This is a genomic window from Mycobacteroides sp. LB1, assembly GCF_013449725.1.
In the GTDB taxonomy this organism is placed as follows: domain Bacteria; phylum Actinomycetota; class Actinomycetes; order Mycobacteriales; family Mycobacteriaceae; genus Mycobacterium.
In genome coordinates this window covers 498772-520714 of record NZ_JACCFF010000001.1, presented here as the reverse complement: position 1 = coordinate 520714, position 21943 = coordinate 498772, and the positions used below count along the sequence as shown (strand labels likewise).

Genomic DNA, 21943 nt, shown 5'->3' with positions numbered 1-21943 from the left:
CTGGGTCGCAGCAGTAGTCAAGATCGGTCCTTTCCGTGGTGGATCTCAATTGCCCCGGACGGGCAGATCTGACTGGCTTTATTTGCGTCGTCATGCAATTCGGTGCTGGTGGTACTCGCCGCGACGCTCGTGCCATCGGGATTCTCCGTAAACAGCAGCGGATAGGAGCCGTAGCAATAGCCGGCGCCCATGCAGACATCACCGTCGACGGTGATCGAGAAGAGTTGTTCCGTCATGAGACATTGGACTGTAAATGTAACAGTGTATCTGCGTCAAGAGGTAACATGACTGATCGTGGATCTAGGCGCGATTTGGTCGCAGGTGTCTTCTGGGCAGGCTGCCCCGGAGGACGATGAGCGGGAGCGGCTTCTTGACGCCGCGCGCACTGAGTTCGTTGCGCATGGGTTCCGTCGGGCGGCGGTGGCAGATATAGCGAAGCGGGCCAAGGTTTCTCGACAGACTCTGAACCGCCGATGCGGCGACAAGGACGACATGGTGTCGTCGGTCGTCGGTCGTGAGGTACTTCAGTTCTTTCTCAAGTTGGCGCCATTGTTGGATCCGGGCGACAAGGTTGAGGACCAGGTTGTCGAGGTGTTCGTGACTGGAATGCGTGAATGCCGGGCGAATCCGGTGGTTGCGGCTCTCAAGGAGTATGAGGCCGAATCAATGTCGGTGCGACTGTTCGAGACCGAACACGGCAACTACCAGCTAGTGCTTTCCGTTCTTGCCATGCGGTTGATGGGGGATGGGTATCCAGAAGCGGGCGCCAAGCAGGCGGCCGAGCTCATCACGCGGATTACCGCGACTCTCTTGCTGGCTCCATCGAAGGTTCTTCGCGCGGAGACAGACGACGAGGCAAGGAATATTGCCGTCACCTACTTCATCCCGGTGTTGAGGGCAGCGCGCGAAGTTACGGAGTAACGCGCGCCGTTGCCGGCATGTTGCGCGCGGCTTTATGTCCTAGCTCCTGAATCCGGTCACAGCTTTGGTGAGAGTGTCTCTCTCGGTCAGGCCTCGTGGAAGTTATTCGCGGATAACACCTTTCAATCGACGAGCGGTCGACGAACACCGTCAGAGAGGCTGCGCAGACCTGTCCACCACGGTGAGCGGGAGTTCCGCATCGACCGGTATCCGGCTCATACGAACGCGGGGTCGAGATAGAGCGTCTGCAGTTCCGTGTAGTCATCGATACTCTCGGGGCCGAACTCGCGGCCGATACCGCTCGCCTTGAATCCGCCGAACGGGCTGCCGAAATCGATTGAGAATGTGTTGACTCCAAACATCCCGGTCCGCATCCGGTTGGCAACTGACATCCCGAGGAGTCGATCGTTGGTCCGTACCGATCCACCGAGCCCGTACGGAGAGTCTTGTGCGATACAAACTGCCTCGTCGAGGTCCTCGTAGTCGATCACACACACCACCGGGCCGAAAATCTCCTCCCGCGCAATGCGCATGCGATTGTTCACGTCCGAGAAGAGGGTTGGTCTGACGTACCAACCCCGGGACAGGTGCGCCGGAATACCCGGTCCCCCCACGACGATTGTGGCCCCCTCCTCGATCCCCAGTTCGATGTACTGCGCAATACGCCTCTGCTGCGACTGCGTCACCATTGGACCAACGTCAACCGCCGGATCAGAAGGGTCGCCTACCTTCAGCGAATCAACCATTCTCGCGAGAGCATCGAGGTACCGATCCCGAGTCGCCCGGGGAACCAAGATGCGGGTCTGACTCACACAGCCTTGCCCGCTGTTGGCGAAAGATGCAAACCTCAGTGCCTCGGCAGTTGCCGCCGGATCGGCATCCTCCAGAATTATCGCGGCCGACTTGCCCCCGAGTTCCACGGTGCAGCGCCGCATGTCCCGTCCGCAGGCGGACGCTATCGCCCGGCCTGCGGCCGTCGACCCGGTGAACGCGATCTTGTCCACCCCTGGATGAGACACGAGGTGTTCGGAGGCGGTCTTGTCGGCGGGGACCACGTTCACGACACCAGTGGGTAGTCCCACTCGGTCGACGAGGTGGGCGAGCAGTAATGCATCAAGCGGACATTCGGGCGCAGGCTTCACGACGACTGTGCATCCGGCGGCGAGTGCGGGGGCCAGCTTGGCCATGATGAGCATTTGAGGAAAATTGAATGGAGCGATCGCGCCGACCACTCCGACCGGTAGCCGACGCACTACCGCAGGCGCGCCTTCAGCAGTGGGTCGGATCTGCTCCCACTCGTACGTGCGTGCGAACTCAATGGTCGAGCGCAGACACGCGAGTCCTCCGGGTGCCTGACGTGTCCGCGAGAGCGTGATCGGAGCACCCATCTGTGCGGTAATGGTTTCCGCGAACTCGTCGAGGTGCTCTTCGTACAGCTCGGCCAGCCGCTCGAGGAGAGCGAGTCGTGCTGAGACGTCCATCCGAGGCCACGGGCCATGGTCGAATGCTTTGCGCGCAGCTGCAACCGCCTTGTCGATGTCGGCGGTAGTTCCGTTCGCGACGGTCGCAATGATCTTCTCACTGTGCGGCGATACGACATTGATCTTCCCGTCCGCGCTTGACGAAACCCATTGCCCATTGATGTAAATGAACCTGCTGTCACCCATCTCGACGACGTTAGTTCGCCAGGGATGAACGGCCCTGCCGCTCGTTCCGGATGTCGGAACACGGCGGTGGAAGGAGCCGAGTACCCGCGGAAAACCCAACGTCACAGTGAGCGAAAACATATGGGATTGCATAGTTGTCGGTGGTGAATCCTTCGGTTAGCGTGTTGCTGCTCGAGGCGGGGCCCGCTTCCGATCCGATGGCGGTGGTTGGCCCAGACCTACGTATGGCCGGGTGAACCGATCAGCGCGCCGGTGTCAGGACAAAGACTGGAATCTGCCGGGTGGTCTTCGCCTGGTAGTCGGAATACTCCGGGAGGGCCGCCACCGCGCGCTGCCACCAGACGGCCTTCTCGTCGCCGAAGACTTCCTGCGCGTCGAAGTCTCCGGCGACGGTGCCGTCTTGCAGCTCGACGCGTGGGTTCTTCGTGATGTTGTGGTACCAGACAGGGTTGGTCGAGGCGCCCCTGAATGAGGCGACGATGGCGTACTGGCCCCGGTGCTCGATTCGCATCAGCGGGGTCTTCCGGAGTTTCCCGGTCTTGGCACCGACCGTGGTCAGCAGGACAACTGGTTTGTCGTCATGCGCTTGGGCGCCTTCGATTCCACCCGACTCCACGTAACGCTCGACGTGCGTGCGCACCTCGTCATCGACACTCGGCGCATATTCTCCTGAAAGTGGCATCGCTCCTCCTCGGCGGATGATCCAAAAGCTCAGAATCACAGTGTCTTTGCGTGCGCTATGGGTGCAATCGAACCGTTCCATCTGGCGGACCGTTCGCGTGGGTGCCGTGGCCGAGAGGTGCATACGCTGCTGTAGATCGTCAGTACGCCAGGCTATTTGGACGCAAAGAGAATCTGCGAGGATCGATATGGGTGCACGTACAGGCAAAGAGTATGTCGCTGGTCTGCGAGACGACCGTGAGATTTGGGTCGGCGGTGAGCGGGTAGCGGATGTCACCGATTACCCCGGATTCGCTGGGGCGCTGGATTCGATGGCCGGCCTCTTTGACCTTCAGCACGAACGCTCGGATGACTGCTTGTGCGAACACCCGGTGACCGGGGAACTGATCAATGCGAGTCACCTGATACCTCGTTCACGCGCGGATCTTGATCGTCGACATGCCGCCATGAAGCACGCGGCAGAGTATTCGGTTGGCCTGCTTGGGCGTTCGCCGGACTATCTGAATGCCTGTTTCGCCGGTCATGCCGGCCGATCAGACGTGTGGGGAAGCAATGGCAATGAGGAGTACGCCGATAACCTCGTGCGGTATCAAGACGATCTTGCTCGCAATGACTGGGCGCTCACTCACACCATAGTTCGCCCGACAGTGGACAAGGGCCTCGGCGATCTGGCTGCCGTGGGCGGTGAGGCGGCGTTGCACAAGGTTGCCGATACCGAACACGGGATCCTTGTGCGCGGCGCCATGGTCCTGAGCACATTGGCTCCCTTCTCCGACGAACTTGCCGTCTATCCCGGCGGACCGTTGCCCAAGGACGCGGGCAAGTTCGCGGTGTCCTTCTCGATACCGATGGCCACCCCCGGATTGAAAATCATTTGCCGAGACAGCTTTTCGTCCCCGGCGAGCATGTATGACATGCCGTTCTCGAGCCGCTTCGACGAGCAGGACGCGTTCTTGATCTTCGACGATGTGGAGATTCCTCGAGATCGGGTCTTCCTCGACGGAAACACCGCGGTGTGGAATGCCGCGATGATGAGCGGTTGGACTGCCAACATCATGCAGCAGACCACGATTCGGGCCGAGGCAAAGCTACGTTTCGCCTACGAACTGATCAGCAGATGCTGTCGCGCAATCAACGCATCGGATCCGCGTACCAAACAACTGCTCGGCGAGCTGTGGACGTATGCAGAAATGACGCGCGCCATCCTGATGGCCGCGGAAGCCGGGGCGCACGAGTGGGGTAATGGGGTCTGGTTCCCGGACGAGCGGCCGTTCTACGCGCTTCGCCCGACAGCGCCCACCTGGTTCCTGCGGGTAAACGAGATCATCAAGTTGCTCGGTTCGCATAATCTGCTTGCCACTCCGTCGGAGGCCGCCTTCGACAACCCGGAGTTACGCCCCTTGCTCGATAAATACCTGCAGGGCGCCAACGGTTTTGATGCGCGCGAACGCGTGCGGTTGTTCCGTGCGGCGTGGGACTTTGTCGGTTCCGCGCTCGGCGGCCGTAATGAGCTGTACGAAATGTACTACTTGGGTTCCGCTAGTCGTTCCTACCAACTCGACGATTCCATCGGCCAGTTCCATATGGGGGACTCGCTCGTGGATCCTCTGCTGAGCGCTGAGCCCGAGAACTCACGTGTTTCTCGGATGCCGAAGTTCCTCTAGCCGATTACGGCGCAAAGGTATTGGACGACCGGGTCCGGGATTCGCCTTTCGGTGTCGTGCTTTTCATGCTCAGTGTCACGTCAGCGGTTGCGGTGGCGGGTTTGTATTACATTCAACCGCTGCTGAGCGTGGTGGCTCGGGAATTCGGCACTACGGTTGGCGTCGCTGGGCTATTGGGTCACCGCTGCTCAGGACGGCTATGTCGTGGGACTGGTCTCCATCGTTCGCCCTCGGCGATCTGGTAGAGCAGCGCAAAATTCTCGCCGGGCCACTTGGGTGCGCCATCAGCGATCGGACTGATTGCGGGACTGCTGATTTTTGACCTGGGCGTGCAAGCCGTGCACTTGCCCAATCAACACGTCATCTACGCCGCACAACCGCTAGCGCGTAGCCGAGTGACGGCTGCGTATATGGCGACCTACTTTTGCGGCGGCCTCCTCGGATCAACCGTCTCGGGATTTGCATATCAGGCAGGTGGCTGGTTTGCGGCGTGTGGATTCGGCTTTGTGATTACCGCACTTGGATGGTTGGCGTGGTGCCTCATCGCAAGAACAGAGATAGAGGCTGAGTCTGCAGCGCGAACCAGCCGCCGCGCGTAGACACTGCGCCTGCGCCTCAGAATGGAGGCGCCTATGACGACCACCGCGCCGAGATTCGCCTACGAACCCGGCCTAGCGAAGCCGTCGCCCGGACCGGCCGGTTTCATATGGGCGACTCGTGCGAAGTTCCTCTGGAGCGCTAGTGGCTGTCATCAATCATGTTTGGGAACAACCTATTTCGAGAACAATCTAGCTATCGATCAGCGTTCTGTGTAGTGGAACAAGTAGGTAGATCCGGTAGCCGTGTTGTGAGCATGCTTTAGCGCGACATCGCTGGTATCGATTTAAGAAAGGGTCGATAACGAAAACATATGGGGAACAAATTAGGTTCGCTCCTGGTCCAGGGTTCAGTAGGTGACCGGCGAAGTCGTGGAGCAGTCAATTGTGTTGTTGCCCTGTAGGTATCGGACCTAGTCCACCCGCGCGGATCCCGGCGAGGTGGGGATCAATCAGATCATCAGAAACTCGATCAATCTGAACACGACAGGTAGGTTGTACATGGCTCAATGCCGTCCGTTCCTGCGCGCGCTCATCGCGCCGCTGATTCTCGCCGGAATGCTGGCGCTTCCCGGGTATCCGGCGGCGCGTGCTGACGAAAGCCAGTACGAAGCATTCTATGCTCCGCCTGCGTCATTGCCACCGGGCCATCCCGGCGACATGATCCGTTCCGAACCTTCACGGCTCGTGCTCGAACCATCAGGGCAGTTGGGTGGATACGTCGCGACGGGTACACGAATCATGTACCGCAGTACCGATATTCACAATACACCCACCGCGGTTACCGGTACGTACTTCGAGCCCGACAACCCTTGGCTCGGAGCGGGCCCACGGCCCCTTATCGCCTTTGCGCCGGGCATGTACGGCATTGGTGACCAATGCGCCCCGTCCAGGCTTTTCAACCAGGGGATCCACTACGGCGGCGGCGCGGACCTGACGGTCGGCTATGAGGAAACCTTCATCGCGACCATGGTCGCTCGTGGATTCGCCGTTGTCGTTACCGACTACGAAGGCGTCGGGACGGGCGGCCCGGCTACTCCCTTCCTGCGCCTTCCGCAGGGGTACGCGTTGATCGACGCTGCACGCGCGGCGATGCGCCTGACGGAGACGTCTCTGGATCCGCATGGCCCGGTGGCATTTTGGGGGTACGGACAAGGAGGCGGGGCTGCCGCTGCGGCGGTTGAGCTGGCGCCGAGCTATGCACCCGATCTACGTGTAGTCGGTGCCTGGGCTGGTGCCCCGTCTGCGGACTTGGCGCTCATCCCGCCGTTCGCGGAAGGGAGCATCTTCGCAGGCGGGTTGGGATACCTGCTCAATGCGATCGGCGGTGCCTACCCTGATCTCGCGGCCGGGATGGGGGAAACGCTGACCGACAAGGGCGTCACCCTGCTGGAGCAGACGAGGAATGAGTGTGTTGGAGAAACCGTGATGCGGTTCGCATTTCGACATTACAGCCAGTACTTCACATCCGATTACATGGAGCTCATCGCGGCCGACCCGCTCAGGTCGGTGCTCGCTGCCCAGCGGATAGGCAGGTTGAAGCCGGCGGCACCCGTGTTCATCAACTCGAACCGGTACGACCCCTTCATTCCCTATGAGGGTGCTCGTCAGCTCGCGGTCGACTGGTGCGCCAAGGGCGCGGACGTCCAATTCTGGACCAACGAACAGCCGCCGTTCTTCAACAAGCTGGCCATCAACTTCTTGCTTCCATACTTCGTCGACGGCGAACGCGGTATGCAGTGGATAGCCGATCGCTTCAATGGTCTGCCGACCGAGTCCAACTGTCACGAGATCTAGGAGGACGAGTGGTTCTAGTGCCCACGCAGAATCTGCGTGGGCACTAGACGGTCGTGGGCGTTATGAGATTAGTTCTCCGCCGAGCGGCACGAGGCCCCGGCTCTGCAGGCCGCCATCGGAGTGGATGACACAACCGGTTACCGAGGCCGTGCGCTCCTTGGATGCGAGGTACACATAGGCCCACGCGTGATCTTCCGGCTGAGAAGCCACCTGAAGTGGGTTCGTCTGCCGGATCTTGGTCGTCAGGTCGGGCATGTCATCAAGACGCTGGCCGCCGGAGTCGATCGCCGCGATGCCGCGTAGCGGGGTGACAGTGCCCCCGGGTGCCACAGCATTCACCCGGATATGAGGAGCCAGCTCGAAGGAAAGCTGTGCGAGCAGCCCACGGACCGCGAACTTCGATGCTGTGTAGAGCGGACCGCCGCCACCTGGTAGGTACCCGGCGTTGGAGATGGTCAGCACGACATTGCCTCCGGTCTCCTTGAGTGCCGGAAGGGCGGCCTTGACCGCGAGCATGGAGCCCTTGACGTTGATGTCGAACAGCTCTTCAAATGCCCTGTCAATCTGGTTATCAGGCAGGCTCTCCAATGAGATGAAGTAGTCGAAGATACCGGCCACCGTGACGAGCACGTCGATTTTGCCGAAGCGCTCGGCCGTATTCGCAACAGCGAGTCTGTGATCGTCGAGGCTCCGCACATCGCCGGCCGTCGCGATGACACGGTGTGGGTGTGACGAATTGAGCTCGGATACCGCATCGTCTGATCGGTCGATGATTCCGACGCAGGCACCTTCGCCGACGAATCGCTCCACGACCGCTCGGCCGATACCCGTTCCGCCGCCCGTCACCAGTGCGACTTTTCCCGCTAGCCAACCCTCATTCATGTCAATCCTTCCGTACGGTCGGTTCTTGCGGGCTGAATCGTCGGCTCTCAGACGGGAGCCGGGCCGATCGAACATTCGAGCATCCGTGTGAATACATCCGTGGTCTGCCAAGTGAGCGCTTCGAGCTCCACGGGGTCCAATGCGATTCTCGTTCCCCGGCGTGGGGACGAGATTTCAAGGCGTTCGCCGTTTCCGGTGGGGATCACGCGCAGGACCACGTCGGCGAACTCGTTGCGCAGTCGAATCTCGGTCACAGGAATATTCCGAGATTCGCGGTAACCAGCGTGGTGTGGGCCAGATGTACTGTGCGCGAATAGATCTTCCAACCGGCGTCGGTGTCGTGCAGCACGTCGAAACGCTCTCCGATAATCATGTCGGATTCCACTCCATCGCCTTGCGCGCGGAAGCACTGAAAATTACTGCGCACGTGATACTTATCCGCGTCCTCGTGCGGGCCAACGCGAACGTTGGTGACCATTCTTTGGGTCCTGGACGGCGGGTCCTCGGCGTAGGCGTGCTCGGTGTAGAGCCGTGACACCCGCATCTTCATGGAGGCGTAGACGTCCTTCATATGGAAGCTGTTGGGAGAGAATTCGAGATCGCGCGACTCGGGTCCCCGGGTCACGCGGACCGGCATCTGATAGACCAAGTCCTCCGAGAGGCAGTCAAGCCAGTGGTCGAACTGGCGATGATCGAGGAGTTCGGCTTCGTAGTACAGGAATTGGGCACATTCGGCAGTGATGTCCCGTGGAACGGTTCTGATAGTCGCCTCGACGGTCATCAGGCGTTCTCCTCCTGGTCGGTGTGATCGGGCTCGGCGTGATCGGGTGTGGACACTTCGCGCAGCCATCTGCGATAGAAGGCGCGCTGCGGAGCCTCTCCGAGCGCGGAAGTCGTGGCCCGGCCGGGAAATTTCCAGTCCGGGTCTTCCGCGTAATCGCTCATATCGTCGAGACCGAGCTGGAAATTGAACCGCATACCGCTCTTTCGGGCGAAGACCGAGCTGCCGGCCACCGGTGCGCCGCCCCAGACAACGGTGTCGTCCTGTTCCAGGATTCCGGCCGGACCATGCATGCTGAGTGCCGCGACGTAGGCCTGCTCGTTGAATTCATCCGAGGCACTGTTCCAGCCGAGGGTCCAGTTCCAGTTGACGATCATGTCGGGACCGGAAGGCTGCCACTGGCGTAGATAGGTGAACACCGTGGGCGGGGCATCCGGATGCGGTGATGCCGGCACCCGCACCAGACCGAAGTTGGGGAAGATGAGGAATGTTGACGCTGAATGGCTTGCGACCCATTGCCGTTGGTCCTCGGTAAGGCGATCGAGCTGGAACGTGTCGGCGACCTCTGGCGGAAAGCCGGACCGGTGCCAGGGCGCGGGTAAGAACCCGTCGTTGACGATCATGCCGTGCCCCTCGTCGAAGAAGACGTGGCGATTCACCCCCTGCGGCCCGGCGCCGCCGCCTTCGATGCCCGGGAACATCCCTACCTCTTCAGCGGAACGGTGAAGCGAGGGCACGTGATAGGCGTCGGCCATGAAATTCTCCGCACCGGATTTCCAGTTGGCTGGAACCCGCCACCGCTGTGGTTCGCCGATTGTCGACATCCCTTGGTCGTTGAGCCCAAGCAAAACGTCCAGGTACCACCGCATACCGCCGAGATACTCGTCGAGTGTCGGCGCATCCGGATCGAGGCAGGCGAAGATGAGTCCGTGCACCGAATCGACGTGCGGCGCGGCAACGAGTCCCCATTGCGCGGCGTCGAGTTTCTTGTACGCCTTCTTACGATAGGGAGCGCCACTCCATTCGCCGTTGTTCTTGAACATCCACGAGTGGTACGGACACCGGAAATGCGAGCTGTTGCCCTTTTCGACACGACATACGGGACTTCCACGATGAGTGCACTTGTTGTAGAGCACGCGAATCTGCCCGTCCTCGTCGCGGACGACGATGAACTGATCTTCGCCGATGTAACGCAGGACGTAGTCTCCCGGTGTGGGAATCTCACTCTCGTGGGCCACGAAGCACCAGCACCGGGCAAAGATCCGGCTCAGTTCGCGTGAGTACAGTTCGGGGTCGTTGAAGATTCGTGGCGAGACAATCCCGTCCTCCAACTCCCTGCCGACTGCTCGCAGGAACTCGGCTGTATTCGAGACCACGATTCGCGGGCTGTCAGCGGTGATCGAATGATTGGGCACGTGGCATCTCCTCGTAGTTGCGACGTTGGTTCCTGGAAGGTACGAGGTACAGTCCGTCGTGCCAACCGAGCCGGTCCGCTATCCGGAACATGAGCTATGAAGTGGATTCTCTTGCCACGAAAGTGAACGAGGATCGCTATGGTTGGACGCCACAACCTATGAACTACTGAGGTGACGTGATGGTCGACAGCTTCGAAGTTCCTCCTCTGCCAGTCGACATGACTAGCTTGGTGGGGCGTCAGGCCGAGTCGGCAGAGGTGGTGCGGCTTGTCGGTATGACTCGGCTGGTCACCCTGACAGGCTTGGGCGGGGTCGGGAAGACCAGACTGGCTATACATGTGGCGCGCAGTGCCTTTGGCGCATTCGAGGACGGTGCGGTGCTGGTCGAGCTGGCCGACGTCGCCGATCCCGCATTGGTGGCACTCACGGTGGCGCAAGTGGTGGGCGCGCCCATCCACCAAACCGATGTGGTGGCGACACTGATCGACTATCTGCGCCGGCGTCAGCTGCTCTTGGTTCTCGACAACTGCGAGCATCTAGCCGATGAGAGCGCGATTCTGGTGCGAAATCTGTTGTCGGCCTGTGCCGATCTGCGAGTTCTCGTGACGAGCCGGGAACCGCTACGGGTGGCCGGAGAACAGCTGTTCGAGGTTCAGCCCCTTGCGGTGTCATTGATTGCCGAGAACGAAGACTGTTTCGAGGAGATACCGTCGGAGGCCGTGGCGCTCTTCGTCGAGCGTGCGGCGGCTGCCGCGCCGGGTTTTGTGATTTCACCCGATAACGCTGCCACGGTGGAAGAGTTGTGCCGTCGGCTCGATGGCTTGCCTCTTGCGATAGAGCTTGCCGCGGGACGGATGCGATCGTTATCTCCCGGTGGACTGCTGAGTCTGCTCGACGATCATCATCGACTGCTCAGTGTCGGGGATCGGTCTGCTTCGCCGCGACACCGGTCGTTGTCGGCGACATTGGACTGGAGTTACCAACTGTGTTCGACGAGCGAGCGGACACTGTGGGAAAGGTTGGCGGTTTTCACCGGTGCCATTCAGCTGGGAGCGGCCGAATGTGTCTGCAGCGGTGAGGATCTGCCCCGCGAGGTGGTGCTGGAACATATCGCCGCTTTGGTGGACAAATCGCTTCTGGTGAGGATCGAATCAGATGACCGCCCGACATACCGGATGCTCGACACGGTGCGGGAGTTCGGGCTCAGAAAGCTCCGGGAACGGATCGACGAACCCGGCATCCTCATTCGGTATCGCCGGTACTACCAGCGCCTTGCGCGGGAGTTCAATGAGGATTGGTTCGGTCCTGGACAAGAGGAGATGGTGGAACGGATGCGCAGAGAGCAGGCCAATCTGCGCGCCGTTCTCGATGGGCTGATCTGTGACCCTGCCGGCGGGCGAGCCGCACTCGGCATGGCATCGGCTCTGTTCTGGTACTGGATCGGGTGCGGTCAACAGCGCGAGGGACGTCATTGGCTGGACCGGGCACTGGCCGCCTCCGCCGAGCCGAGCTCGGAACGCGCGGCGGCACTGTGGGCCAACGGCTATCTTGCGGTGTCAGAAGGAAAGGCCGTCGTCGGCCTGCAATTCCTGCGGTCCAGTCAGGACATTGCCGCGGGGCTAGGCGATGCGGCGAATTTTGCGCACGCGACGCACATCAGGGGGATAGCCGAACACAATCTGGGTAATACCAGCCTGGGGGGAGAGCTCCTGGAAGAAGGGTGTGCATTGGAGGCAGCGGTAGGACCGAGCGTGCTCTCCGTCCTCGCCCAGGAGCAGCTTGGCTGGGTGTATTGCCGTCGGCAGCAACCAGAACGCGCCCTCGAGATATTCGGTCCGCCGCTGGCCACATGTATCGAACACGGTGAGCGATGGGCGATGTCGTGGATATTGACCTTCATGGGACTGGCGCAATGGATGCGCGGTGATCTCGTGCGCGCGGCGGATCTCCTCGGTGAGGCATTGGAAGCGAAGCGGCGTTTTCACGACTCGCTGGGCATCGCCGTGGTGATAGAGATTCTGTCGTGGGTGGCGTTGGCGGGCGGTGATGCCCCCCGGGCCGCCACGCTGATGGGAGCGGTCCGGCGGATCTGGCATCCACTGGGTGACTACCCCGGCGGGTTCGAGCTGTGGAGTTGGAGCGAGCAGGTGTCAGCTGAAACACGGGAGCTGCTGGGGAACAGCGAATTTGAGTCCTTGACCGCCGACGGGGGACAGCTGGACACGGCTCAGGCGATTGCTCTCGCGTTGGGCGAAGCGGCCCCTCGCGCCGATCCGTCGCCGGTGGACCGTGGCGTGATCGGGATGTTGACGCGCCGGGAGTCGCAGGTTGCGGCGATGATCGCAGAAGGAATGACGAACAAACAGATCGCCCGCGAACTGACCGTCGCCCCGCGCACGGTCGACAGTCACGTTGAGCACATCTTCACCAAACTCAACGTGAACTCGCGTACTCAGGTGGCAGTACTGCTGGCGCGCAACAACAGCGGAGCGGACACGGCGCGCGGCGGGAGGTAATCACGGGAGCCGGATATCGTCACCTCGCTCGGACATCTCGACAGCGATGTCGATGATCATGTCCTCCTGACCACCGACATATCCGCGCTCGCCGACCTCGCGCAGTATTTCGTGCGCGGGCACTTTGTAACGTTCGGCGGCGCGCTCGGCATGCAAGAGGAAGCTGGAATAGACCCCGGAATATCCCTGCACGATCGAGGAACGGTCGGCCCACGGCAAGCGGGTGATAAACGGTAGCGCCACCTCCGCCGCGGCAGCGAGCACGGCATCGCGATTGAGCCCGGTTCGAATGCCTGCTCTATCGAACACCGCGACCAGGACCTCAGTGGGAGAGTTACCGGCCCCCGCGCCGAGCGCGCAGAGCGTTCCGTCTATCTGGCGTGCACCCGCCTGGTAGGCGACGAGTGAGTTCGCCACTCCCAGGGTGAGATTCTGGTGGCCATGCAACCCCACCTGGGCATCGGTCCCAAGTTCGGCGACAAGGGCCGCGACCCGCGCACGCGCGTCATCGGGTAGCAGCGCCCCCGCGGAATCCACCACGTACACGCATTGGCATCCAGCGTCGGCCATGATTCTGGCCTGTGCGGCCAGCTGTTCGGGAGTGATGCGGTGGGACAACATGAGAAAGCCCACGGTCTCCATGCCGAGCTCCCGGGCCGCGTGAAAATGCTGAATCGACACATCGGCTTCCGTGCAGTGGGTGGCGATTCTCGCGACCTGCGCACCGGCGTCGTGGGCGCGCCGCAAGTCCTTGATGGTGCCCACTCCCGGCAGGACGAGCACGGCGATCCGTGCGCGGCGCGCTTGATCCGCCGCGGCGGTGATGAGTGCGACATCGTCGGTTCCGGCGAATCCGTAGTTGAAACTGGATCCGCCCAGCCCGTCCCCGTGGGTTACCTCGATTATCTGCACACCGGCTGTATCGAGTGCCGCGACGACTTTTCGCACGTGGTCTTCGGTGAACCGATGCCGCATCGCGTGGCTGCCGTCGCGCAAGGTGGTGTCGGTGATGCGAACGTCGATGTCGGTGGTCATGCTTTCATCTCCAGACGATCGGCAGCGATCTGTTCGGCGAGCATTTCCCCGGCGCGTGCCGCCGCCGAGGTCATGATGTCGAGGTTGCCGGCCCACGGAGGCAGGTAGTCGCCTCTGCCGCGTACCTCGAGGAACACCGCCACCCGTGCCTTGCCGTTCCAGTCTTCGTGGGGATCGTCGAACTGTGGGTCGGATTTGAGTGTGTAGCCGGGGACGTAACGCTGCACCTCGGCGATCATGTCGTGGATGGACTCGGTGATCTTCCACAGATCGGCGTCCGGATCTATTGCGCAGAAGACCGTGTCGCGCATAATCATTGGCGGGTCGACGGGATTGAGGATGATGATGGCCTTCCCGCGCTGGGCGCCCCCCACCGTCTCGATGGCGCGCGCGGTGGTTTCGGTGAATTCGTCGATATTGGCGCGAGTGCCTGGCCCCGCCGACCTGGACGCTATCGAGGCGACGATCTCCGCGTAGCTCACGGTGGCCACGCGCGATACCGCGTGCACGATGGGAATAGTCGCCTGCCCACCGCAAGTGATCATGTTGATGTTGTGAGCAGTGGACTCTCTCTCGAGGTTCACCGGCGGACAAACGAACGGTCCGATGGCGGCCGGAGTGAGGTCTATCGCGGTGATGCCGTGTTCGCGGTAGCGGGCCGCGTGTGTGGCATGCGTCCGCGCCGATGTCGCCTCGAAAACCAGATCGGGTAGGTCATCCTGTGACAACAGCCAGTCGACTCCGCCTGGCGAGGCTTCGATGCCGTGTTTCCTTGCACGCGCGAGTCCCTCGGATGACGGGTCGACACCAACCATCGAAGTAAGGGTGATGTGTTGGCTATCAAGTAGTTTGGCCATCAGATCGGTGCCGATATTGCCGGGCCCGACGATGGCGGCGGTGACCGCACTCATTGTGTTTCCTTCTGAAATGTTGCGGTGACCGCGCCGAGCTCGCCGTACTCGGCGCTGAACACATCTCCTGCGGCCACGGGGTATGCCTTGGTCAACGATCCGGGTAGCACGACGTGCCCAGCCTCCAATCGAATACCCAAGGGCCCCACGGTGTTGGCGAGCCATACCAAGGAATTCAACGGGGAACCCGATACTGCGGCGCCGGCTCCGGTATCCACGATCGCGCCATTGTGGCGCAACACGCAGCCAACATGGCGCAGGTCGATTTGCCGTGGCGAACTGAAGTGGCTACCCAGTACGACTCCGCCCGAGGACGCATTATCGGCAACGGTATCGGCGAGTGTGATCTTCCAGTCGGTGATGCGGGAGTCGATGATTTCCAGCGCAGGCACCACGTATTCGACGGCCGCGGCCGCTTCGGCCGCGGTGACTCCGGGGCCTTGGAGTGGGGCGCCGAGGACGAAGGCTATCTCCGGTTCGATCCTGGGCTGTTTGAACTTCGACACGTCGATGGGTTGGTCTTCGAGGTGGAACATCGAATCAAGGAGGTGGCCGTAGTCCGGCTGATCGACCCCGAGCTGGAGCTGCATCACCCGCGAGGTCAGTCCCACCTTGTGGCCCTTGACGACCCGGCCGTTTTCGGTCCAATGCTTGACCTGTGCGATCTGGATCGAGTAGGCGTCTCCGAGGGTCAGCCCTGAGTACCGTTGTGTCAGTGGAGAAATAGTAGGCCCGTCGTATGCGGCGAGAAGCGCATCCGCGGCGTTTCGTTGAACATCGGTCGTCACGTCAGCGACGGTACGTATTCAGGCTTCGTCGGGGCAACGCGAGCGTTCCAGTTCTCAGAACAGTTGCGGTACGCGGTTTCTGATACTTCCCGTGCGTTCTTGGGTTTCGATGGCGGCCGCCGGGTCGATATCGGTGATCAGCAGCTGAGGCGCTGCGTTCAGACGCGTGGACACCTCGCCCCATGGTGCCGCGACCATCGACTGGCCAATACCCGTTGGGATGTTTCTTCCGTGCTCGTTGTCGTGGTTCTCGGGAGGCGCTTGGTCACAGGCCAGTATCCAGGTGCCGCTATCGAGGGCACGTGCCCGCACCAGCAGCTCCCATTGTTCTGCCTTCCCGGGGCCGGCTCCCCAGGAGGCGGGAAGCATGACGGCGGTTGCGCCGTCAGATGCGAGGCGCTGAAACAGCGCAGGGAATCGAACGTCGTAGCAGGTAGCAACCCCCAGGGTCATCCCATCCACCGTCACGGTGACGAATCGATTTCCCGGTGCGACCGAGTCTGACTCGCGAAAATCGAAGGCGTCGTACAGGTGGATCTTGTGGTATCCGGTGTGATGCCCAAGCCCGGTGAGAAGGATGGTGTTCCGGACACGCCCCTCGTGCGGCGTGAACATCCCGGCCGCGATGAGAATGTGGTGCTGGTCCGCGATTTCCGCCACGGCGGTGGCCCATGGCCCGTCCGCCGGCTCGGCGACGGATGCGAGCGGGACGCCAAATCGTGCCATGGCCGCTTCGGGGAAGACTGCGACTCGAGCACCAGCTTCGGCGGCGCGTGCGGCCCAGTCGCGGATCAATGACAAGTTGTGCTCTGGACTGGTCGTGGAGGTGAGCTGGCACAGGCCCACTCGGAGCTTGTGTTCACTCATTTCGAACCGTCCGGTGCGGCGCGTGGTATCCATCCCGGTCGACTCAGCAGATATCGGACCATTCGTGCCGGAATCGTGAGATGAGATTCGATTTCTGCCTTGTCATCAGGTAGTTGGGTGCGGATATCCTGTTGCGCACCGAGTTTCATCTTGTCCACCCACTCCGGGTCGATCAGTGCCGCACGTCCTATGGCGAGCAGATCAGCTCCCGCGGTGATCGCATCGCGGGTGTCGTCCATGGTTCGGATTCCACCGCTGGCCACGACGGCGCACCTGCCTTCGACGACAGCAGAGATGGCGGCGATGGGGTTGCGCGATTCGACGCGTTCCCGGGTTTTCGTCCAGTCGCGGTCTTCAGGCTGAGGGGAGTTCCGCCTGAAGTCGTCCATCGAGATGTGGATGTAATCGATACCTTCATCTGCCAGACGATCGGCGAGGCAGGTGGATTCGTCGAGGGTGTATCCACCCGCCTCTGACTCGAACGGCGTGAGGCGAAAGCCGATAATCACGCCGGGGCCGACCGCCGCGCGGACCTCGCGCGCAACCTGCAGCGGAAACTGCATCCGTCGATCAAGATCTCCTCCCCACTCGTCGTCGCGCTGATTGGCACGAGGGGAGAAGAACTGATGGACCAGATAGTGATTGGCCCCGTGAATCTCGACTCCGTCGAAACCCGCGCGGATGCCGAGTCCAGCAGATGTACCGAACGCAGCGATGAGCTCGCGCACCTCCGCGTCTGACAATTCTCTTGGCGTCTGCGCGTTCGGGCGCGCCGAGGGTATCGCCGACGGGGCCCGAATGCCCTGGGGTCCAGCCAGTTCGGGTAACGCGATGCGTCCGCCGTCGTAGATCTGCAGAATGCCCGTGCCGTCGGTGCCCCTAGCCGCGTCCGCCACCGCACTCAGACTGGTCAGATGGCGGTCGTCCACGGCACCGATCCCGTGCCATGAGCGGCCATCGGGATGCACATATGCACAGGAGGTCACCACCGCGCCGAATCCGGTGGCGGCGCGGCGCGCGAGATAGCCGAGTTCTGACTCAGATGCCTGACCGTCAGGGTCCGACGCATTCGTCGTCATCGGGGCAAGGATGAAGCGGTTCCTCAGGACACCGCCGGAGTTCAGGGTGATTGGACACCATGGGTCGCGAGAGATAGGCAAAGCTGCTCCTGAATGGAAGGTCTTGAAAGACTTGATCAGTCGATCGGCGCCGGAATGTGGCGCACCGTGTAGGAAAGAGTGATGGTGTCGCCCGTGTGGGGGTTGCCCAAGTCAACTCGCCAGCCCGTGCTGAACTGGTTGATCTCCGGAACCATCGGGATCGTGCCGGACATCAGCACGGTTCCGGGACGCAGCAGCCCGTGTTGTGAGAGTTCCTCCACCCAGTACATCGGCGTGAGCAGTTCCGCGAGGGTGCCACGTTGAATTTCCTGAGGTCCCTCCTCGGTGATGACGGTGCCGACCAGGGTGAGATCGTCTAAGTTCGACTCCACATCGGACAGGCGCCACGCCTTGCGGGCCAACACATCTGGCGCGGCCTGCTTACTCCACGCGACTCCGTGCTGTTCGAGCTGTCGATCCGTGTGGTCGCATGCCGCGGTCAGAAGCAGATCCTCCGGACTATCTCCGGCGACGATCAGTGCCCACTCCGCCTCTCCTGATGTCTTACCGTGCTGGACAGACACTTCGTCGGTTTGCATGGCTAGGTAAGGGGCGATCGGGTAGATGCAGGGTACCCGTGTTGGCGCGGGTACACCGAGCTGGGCGAGTTCGGCGACATGCGCGGCCACGTCGTCCTGGCTGCGTCCGGCGTACCCGGCGTTGAGCAACGTGTCGACTGCGACGGTGATCTCTTCGCCGTCAGGGAGTTCGAAGGTCAGATTGGGCATGGACATCCTGTCTACGGATTATCGGGATAGGGGGGTGCGTCAGTTGGATACTTGGTGTCTCCAGCTGAGCTCTTGTGAACTCTTGGCAATGCCTGCCGCCGCGGCGCGGATCACCGATACCGCGTTCGGAGGGCGAAATCGCTGCACGGGGCCCGAGATTGAGATCGCCGCGACGACCGCTCCCGACCAGGAGCGCACCGGAGCTGCTATGCAGGTAAGTCCGGGCCGTGCCTCCTGTCGGTCATAGGCAACACCCAAGGTGCGGATGCTCTCGAGTTCCCGACTGAGTTGTGAGGACGACGAAATACTCAATGATGTTGCGGGCCGCAGATTTCCCGCGACCCTCGCCAGAGTGTTTGGGGTGCTGAACGACAAGAGTGCCTTTCCGACAGCAGTGTTACTGGCCGGCAGGCGGGACCCCACGCACGCCGGGGAATCGACGCCGTTGTGCCCATGGATCTTGTCGACGTAGAGCACATCGGTACCGGCGAGCACGCAGAGGTTGACCGTCTCGTGTGTCCGCTCGTAGAGATCGAGCAAATGGGGAAGAGCGACACGCCGGAGCTCTTGCGTGTCGGGACGTGACGACAGCGCGGCGAGTTCGCTGAGCCGCGCGCCGGGGGAGTATTCCGTACCGCGTTTGGTGACCATGCCCCAGTTGACGAGCACTGCCAAGAGTCTATGGGCCGTTGACTTCGGGAGCTGTGCACGCCGGGCGATCTCGGAGACCCCCATGGTCGGGTGGTGTGGTGTGAAGCTGCTCAAGAGCGACAGAGCCTTTGCTACTGAGGTCGAAGAGTCGCGGTCTGGCGGCTCGGGTGGGGCAAGCAGTGCGATACGGGCGGGGGTGTCGTGGATTCGGGTGGGCGCTATCGCACTCGGAATCGGCATGGGCGTTGCCTCTCGGTCGCCAGGAGCAGCAAGATCTGCGGGCTGGATCGGTGATTAATTCGGACATAGGTACTTGTCCGGGTCGAATGCCGGCAGCTGACGGGGCCGTGAAATGCCGGTATTCGACCTGATCACAACGCTATGTCCAAAGTGGCGCCGATCACATCGGGTAAATCACCGAGACAACTACCTAAGTTGCGCGCCGCGATCAGCTGATGATGTCCACCGAGCCGAGATGAGTGAACTGGGCGTTGATTGTGGCTCCGGGATTGGCCGCCACCGCATCGGTGATTCCGCCGGTCATCACAATCCACCCTGCTTCGATGGCGTGGCCGCGTTGCGCTAGCGAGTTTGCCGCCAGAGCTAGTGCTTCGGCGGGGTGGCCCTGGACGGCAGCGCCGAGTCCACTTGCCGCCAGTCGGCCGCCGACATGGAGCAGGCACCCCTCCAACCGGAGGTTGAGATCGGTGGGGTTTGCGCCGATTGGGCCGGTGACGTAGTAGGCCGACGAGGCGTTGTCCGCGATGACATCCGGCAAGGTGAACCGAAAGTCGAGGTAGCGACTGTCGATGACTTCTAGGCTTGCATATACGCGATCCACCGCAGCTAATGCCGTGGCTGCGGTGACGCCCGGCCCCGCCAATCGTCGTCCCATGACAAAGGTGATCTCGGGCTCGACGCGGGGATGAATCAAGCGGTCGTGTGGAAGCGGTGTGCCGACGGGAAGTGCCATGGCATCGGTGAGCCACGCGGTGAGTGGCGCGGAGACGCCCATCTGCTCTTGTTTGGCGGGAGAAGTGAGACCGAGCTTTATACCGGTGATGGTCTCGCCACGCTCGATCCGCTGACTCAGCGCTTCGTCTTGGATGCGGTAGGCGAGCTCAATGGACAAATCGGGCTTGCTATCGGTGAGAGGCGCGCAGGCTATCCGGTCGGTCTCCGCCTGTAACAGTTGGCCGGCAAGCGATTCCGCGTATCGCGGGGAATCTGTGAGCTGAACCGATGTTGCGGGTTGTGCGTTCATGCCCTCACCCTGTCCCGGGCGGCATTCTGATGGAAATAATGGCGGTCCGTTCGGCGGAACAACGGACAGGAGACACCAAATCGGTCCTGGCGGTTTCCGTTCTACGGAACGCCCGCATTGTGAGGCACTCCTTGTCTGGAAAGCCTGGACTCCGTTACGTAAGCCCCGACAAAGGAGTTTCATCGATGGGCAATGTGGTCATTGGGGACGCCGAGCTCTACTACGAGGACCAGGGGACAGGGGATCCGCTGTTGTTGATCCACGGTGCCGCCGCATCGGGTCGATGGTTTGGCGACTTGGTACCGCAGTTGGCACGCACGCACCGGGTGATCGTCCCGGATCTACGCGGTCTGGGCCGGAGCGCGCGGACCGCGCCACTGTCACGCCCGCAGGTGTGGGTCGAGGATCTCTGGGCGCTGTTGGACGGCCTCGCCCTGGACAAGATCCATGTGGCAGGAGTGTCACTCGGCTCGCGAATTGCCGGCCGGCTGGTCTTGGACAATCCCGACAGAGTGCGCACACTCACCGTCGACGCGCCTATCGTCGGACTGAGTAACAGTGGAAACGCCTCGCTCAATTCGTTCTTCGACTCCGTCGAGGATGACAGCGAGCAGGCCCGCGAGTGGCGCACGTTGCATGGTGACGACTGGCGCGTCGCGGTCGATTTCTACGCGAAAACACGGAGCACCACGAACTTTCAGGAATACTTCACGGTGCGTCCGCATTTGGCCGAACTGAACGTTCCCACGTTGGTGTGCCGGGGAGATCTGGACGATGCCATCCATCCGGTCGATGATGCGTTCGTTTGGCACAAGCAGGCACCCAATACCCAGCTGTTCATCGCGCCAGGGCTGACGCAATCCTCGGTCATGCTTGAGCGATCCGAACAGTTCGTCACCGAGTTCGTGGCCTTTCAGCAGCGCTGTGTGCAGCCGGCGGCGGCATGAGCAAGGTTCTTGTCACCGGATTTGGCGCGTACGCGGAGGAGACAGAGAACCCCAGTGGGATGATTGCATGGCGGCTGAACGGCCGCCGGGTCGGTGACGATGTGATCTGCGGCGTCCTGCTACCGGTCGATACGGTGACGGTAAGGGATGCGCTAGCCTCCGCCTTGCAAGAAACAGATCCCGATATTGTGGTAGTCACCGGCGTTGCACCGGGTCGCTCGGCGCCGGCCCTCGAGCGGGTCGCCATCAACGTGCGGGATTTTCCGATTCCGGATATCGGCGGGCGAACGCCGATAGACGAACCCGTGGATGCCGATGGCCCTGCCGCCTACCTGAATTCGCTACCGATCAAGGCGATAATGCAGGGTTGGCGTAATGCGGGGCTCCCGGGATACGTGTCGAACACCGCCGGTACCTATCTGTGTAACCAGACGGCCTATCTTGCTCATCATCTGACTCGGAGCCGTGCCACGCGGGTGGGTCTCATCCATATCCCGACTGTGCCGCTGCGGGCGGCACAGTTCGACTCCCCATTGCCCTCGATGACTGTCGAGAACATCGAAGATGCTGTACTACTGGCTATTTCGATCACATCAGGCCATGAAGGTGTCGATCTCCGTGTTGGCGGCGGTGCGATCAGTTGACGCCGTTCTCTGAGGGCTCGACGAGCCG

General features: G+C 61.6%; 21 protein-coding genes. 6 read left to right on the top strand and 15 right to left on the bottom strand.

Features of this window, described 5'->3' with window-relative positions; all coding sequences use genetic code 11:
- Positions 1-17 precede the first annotated feature (17 nt).
- Positions 18-236: a ferredoxin gene (locus MLB1_RS02675; protein WP_180748177.1), complete on the bottom strand. Its 219-nt coding sequence runs from the start codon at positions 234-236 to the stop codon at positions 18-20.
- 58 nt (positions 237-294) lie between these two features.
- Between MLB1_RS02675 and MLB1_RS02670 the strand changes: the two genes are divergently transcribed.
- Positions 295-921, top strand: a complete 627-nt coding sequence (locus tag MLB1_RS02670) for a TetR/AcrR family transcriptional regulator (RefSeq protein WP_180748176.1) — start codon at positions 295-297, stop codon at positions 919-921.
- Between the two features lie 215 nt (positions 922-1136).
- Here the strand turns inward: MLB1_RS02670 and MLB1_RS02665 are convergent, their stop codons facing one another.
- Together MLB1_RS02665 and MLB1_RS02660 are read right to left on the bottom strand one after the other, a co-directional pair.
- On the bottom strand, positions 1137-2588 hold the full coding sequence (locus tag MLB1_RS02665; protein ID WP_180748175.1) for an aldehyde dehydrogenase: 1452 nt from the start codon (positions 2586-2588) through the stop codon (positions 1137-1139).
- A gap of 241 nt (positions 2589-2829) precedes the next feature.
- Positions 2830-3270, bottom strand: coding sequence for a nitroreductase family deazaflavin-dependent oxidoreductase (locus tag MLB1_RS02660; RefSeq protein WP_180748174.1), 441 nt, complete (start codon positions 3268-3270; stop codon positions 2830-2832).
- Between the two features lie 187 nt (positions 3271-3457).
- Between MLB1_RS02660 and MLB1_RS02655 the strand changes: the two genes are divergently transcribed.
- On the top strand, positions 3458-4933 hold the full coding sequence (locus tag MLB1_RS02655) for a 4-hydroxyphenylacetate 3-hydroxylase N-terminal domain-containing protein (RefSeq protein ID WP_180748173.1): 1476 nt from the start codon (positions 3458-3460) through the stop codon (positions 4931-4933).
- Positions 4934-6030: 1097 nt separating this feature from the next.
- Complete coding sequence (locus tag MLB1_RS02650; protein WP_180748172.1) at positions 6031-7326, top strand: lipase family protein; 1296 nt, start codon at positions 6031-6033, stop codon at positions 7324-7326.
- Between the two features lie 60 nt (positions 7327-7386).
- Here MLB1_RS02650 and hcaB read toward each other — a convergent pair whose 3' ends face one another.
- From hcaB to MLB1_RS02630, 4 genes are read right to left on the bottom strand one after another with little or no spacing between them, the layout of a single operon-like run.
- Positions 7387-8208: a 3-(cis-5,6-dihydroxycyclohexa-1,3-dien-1-yl)propanoate dehydrogenase gene (gene hcaB / locus MLB1_RS02645; protein ID WP_180748171.1), complete on the bottom strand. Its 822-nt coding sequence runs from the start codon at positions 8206-8208 to the stop codon at positions 7387-7389.
- A gap of 47 nt (positions 8209-8255) precedes the next feature.
- Positions 8256-8462 carry a dihydrodiol dehydrogenase gene (locus tag MLB1_RS02640; protein WP_180748170.1) on the bottom strand — a complete coding sequence of 69 codons (207 nt, stop codon included), beginning with the start codon at positions 8460-8462 and terminating at the stop codon, positions 8256-8258.
- Positions 8459-8989: a 3-phenylpropionate/cinnamic acid dioxygenase subunit beta gene (locus MLB1_RS02635; protein ID WP_180748169.1), complete on the bottom strand. Its 531-nt coding sequence runs from the start codon at positions 8987-8989 to the stop codon at positions 8459-8461. The genes MLB1_RS02640 and MLB1_RS02635 overlap by 4 nt, the downstream gene beginning before the upstream one ends.
- A complete protein-coding gene (locus tag MLB1_RS02630) occupies positions 8989-10404 on the bottom strand; it encodes a Rieske 2Fe-2S domain-containing protein (protein WP_371750546.1) in 1416 nt (471 codons plus the stop codon). The genes MLB1_RS02635 and MLB1_RS02630 overlap by 1 nt, the downstream gene beginning before the upstream one ends.
- 218 nt (positions 10405-10622) lie before the next feature.
- Between MLB1_RS02630 and MLB1_RS02625 the strand changes: the two genes are divergently transcribed.
- Complete coding sequence (locus MLB1_RS02625; RefSeq protein ID WP_255485575.1) at positions 10623-12920, top strand: LuxR C-terminal-related transcriptional regulator; 2298 nt, start codon at positions 10623-10625, stop codon at positions 12918-12920.
- Here MLB1_RS02625 and dmpG read toward each other — a convergent pair whose 3' ends face one another.
- From dmpG to MLB1_RS02585, 8 genes are all read right to left on the bottom strand, one after another.
- Positions 12921-13955, bottom strand: a complete 1035-nt coding sequence (gene dmpG, locus MLB1_RS02620; RefSeq protein WP_180748167.1) for a 4-hydroxy-2-oxovalerate aldolase — start codon at positions 13953-13955, stop codon at positions 12921-12923. It lies immediately after the preceding gene.
- A complete protein-coding gene (locus tag MLB1_RS02615; RefSeq protein ID WP_180748166.1) occupies positions 13952-14866 on the bottom strand; it encodes an acetaldehyde dehydrogenase (acetylating) in 915 nt (304 codons plus the stop codon). Before MLB1_RS02615 ends, dmpG begins: the two co-directional genes overlap by 4 nt.
- Positions 14863-15654: a fumarylacetoacetate hydrolase family protein gene (locus MLB1_RS02610; RefSeq protein ID WP_180748165.1), complete on the bottom strand. Its 792-nt coding sequence runs from the start codon at positions 15652-15654 to the stop codon at positions 14863-14865. The genes MLB1_RS02615 and MLB1_RS02610 overlap by 4 nt, the downstream gene beginning before the upstream one ends.
- Positions 15655-15708: 54 nt before the next feature.
- Positions 15709-16521 carry a carbon-nitrogen hydrolase family protein gene (locus MLB1_RS02605; protein WP_180748164.1) on the bottom strand — a complete coding sequence of 271 codons (813 nt, stop codon included), beginning with the start codon at positions 16519-16521 and terminating at the stop codon, positions 15709-15711.
- Positions 16518-17681: a flavin oxidoreductase gene (locus MLB1_RS02600; protein WP_219602535.1), complete on the bottom strand. Its 1164-nt coding sequence runs from the start codon at positions 17679-17681 to the stop codon at positions 16518-16520. The genes MLB1_RS02605 and MLB1_RS02600 overlap by 4 nt, the downstream gene beginning before the upstream one ends.
- A gap of 35 nt (positions 17682-17716) precedes the next feature.
- Positions 17717-18409 carry a DUF2848 domain-containing protein gene (locus MLB1_RS02595; protein ID WP_180748163.1) on the bottom strand — a complete coding sequence of 231 codons (693 nt, stop codon included), beginning with the start codon at positions 18407-18409 and terminating at the stop codon, positions 17717-17719.
- A 39-nt stretch (positions 18410-18448) separates the two neighbouring features.
- Positions 18449-19300, bottom strand: a complete 852-nt coding sequence (locus MLB1_RS02590) for an IclR family transcriptional regulator (protein WP_180748162.1) — start codon at positions 19298-19300, stop codon at positions 18449-18451.
- 208 nt (positions 19301-19508) lie between these two features.
- Positions 19509-20324 carry a 4-oxalocrotonate decarboxylase gene (locus MLB1_RS02585; protein WP_255485574.1) on the bottom strand — a complete coding sequence of 272 codons (816 nt, stop codon included), beginning with the start codon at positions 20322-20324 and terminating at the stop codon, positions 19509-19511.
- 185 nt (positions 20325-20509) lie between these two features.
- Here MLB1_RS02585 and MLB1_RS02580 point away from each other — a divergent pair, with 185 nt between their 5' ends.
- Together MLB1_RS02580 and MLB1_RS02575 are read left to right on the top strand one after the other, a co-directional pair.
- On the top strand, positions 20510-21271 hold the full coding sequence (locus MLB1_RS02580; protein WP_180748161.1) for an alpha/beta fold hydrolase: 762 nt from the start codon (positions 20510-20512) through the stop codon (positions 21269-21271).
- Positions 21268-21915 carry a peptidase C15 gene (locus tag MLB1_RS02575; RefSeq protein ID WP_180748160.1) on the top strand — a complete coding sequence of 216 codons (648 nt, stop codon included), beginning with the start codon at positions 21268-21270 and terminating at the stop codon, positions 21913-21915. Before MLB1_RS02580 ends, MLB1_RS02575 begins: the two co-directional genes overlap by 4 nt.
- The last annotated feature ends 28 nt before the right edge of the window (positions 21916-21943 follow it).

Excerpts from the sequence above, each read along its gene's own strand:
- MLB1_RS02575 (WP_180748160.1), top strand. The coding sequence starts at position 21,268 with ATGAGCAAGGTTCTTGTCACCGGATTTGGCGCGTACGCGGAGGAGACA.
- MLB1_RS02675 (WP_180748177.1), bottom strand. The coding sequence starts at position 236 with ATGACGGAACAACTCTTCTCGATCACCGTCGACGGTGATGTCTGCATG.
- MLB1_RS02595 (WP_180748163.1), bottom strand. The coding sequence starts at position 18,409 with ATGCCCAATCTGACCTTCGAACTCCCTGACGGCGAAGAGATCACCGTC.
- MLB1_RS02655 (WP_180748173.1), top strand. The coding sequence starts at position 3,458 with ATGGGTGCACGTACAGGCAAAGAGTATGTCGCTGGTCTGCGAGACGAC.
- dmpG (WP_180748167.1), bottom strand. The coding sequence starts at position 13,955 with ATGACCACCGACATCGACGTTCGCATCACCGACACCACCTTGCGCGAC.
- MLB1_RS02585 (WP_255485574.1), bottom strand. The coding sequence starts at position 20,324 with ATGAACGCACAACCCGCAACATCGGTTCAGCTCACAGATTCCCCGCGA.
- MLB1_RS02590 (WP_180748162.1), bottom strand. The coding sequence starts at position 19,300 with ATGCCGATTCCGAGTGCGATAGCGCCCACCCGAATCCACGACACCCCC.
- MLB1_RS02660 (WP_180748174.1), bottom strand. The coding sequence starts at position 3,270 with ATGCCACTTTCAGGAGAATATGCGCCGAGTGTCGATGACGAGGTGCGC.
- MLB1_RS02605 (WP_180748164.1), bottom strand. The coding sequence starts at position 16,521 with ATGAGTGAACACAAGCTCCGAGTGGGCCTGTGCCAGCTCACCTCCACG.
- MLB1_RS02635 (WP_180748169.1), bottom strand. The coding sequence starts at position 8,989 with ATGACCGTCGAGGCGACTATCAGAACCGTTCCACGGGACATCACTGCC.
- MLB1_RS02665 (WP_180748175.1), bottom strand. The coding sequence starts at position 2,588 with ATGGGTGACAGCAGGTTCATTTACATCAATGGGCAATGGGTTTCGTCA.
- hcaB (WP_180748171.1), bottom strand. The coding sequence starts at position 8,208 with ATGAATGAGGGTTGGCTAGCGGGAAAAGTCGCACTGGTGACGGGCGGC.
- MLB1_RS02580 (WP_180748161.1), top strand. The coding sequence starts at position 20,510 with ATGGGCAATGTGGTCATTGGGGACGCCGAGCTCTACTACGAGGACCAG.
- MLB1_RS02650 (WP_180748172.1), top strand. The coding sequence starts at position 6,031 with ATGGCTCAATGCCGTCCGTTCCTGCGCGCGCTCATCGCGCCGCTGATT.
- MLB1_RS02615 (WP_180748166.1), bottom strand. The coding sequence starts at position 14,866 with ATGAGTGCGGTCACCGCCGCCATCGTCGGGCCCGGCAATATCGGCACC.
- MLB1_RS02625 (WP_255485575.1), top strand. The coding sequence starts at position 10,623 with ATGACTAGCTTGGTGGGGCGTCAGGCCGAGTCGGCAGAGGTGGTGCGG.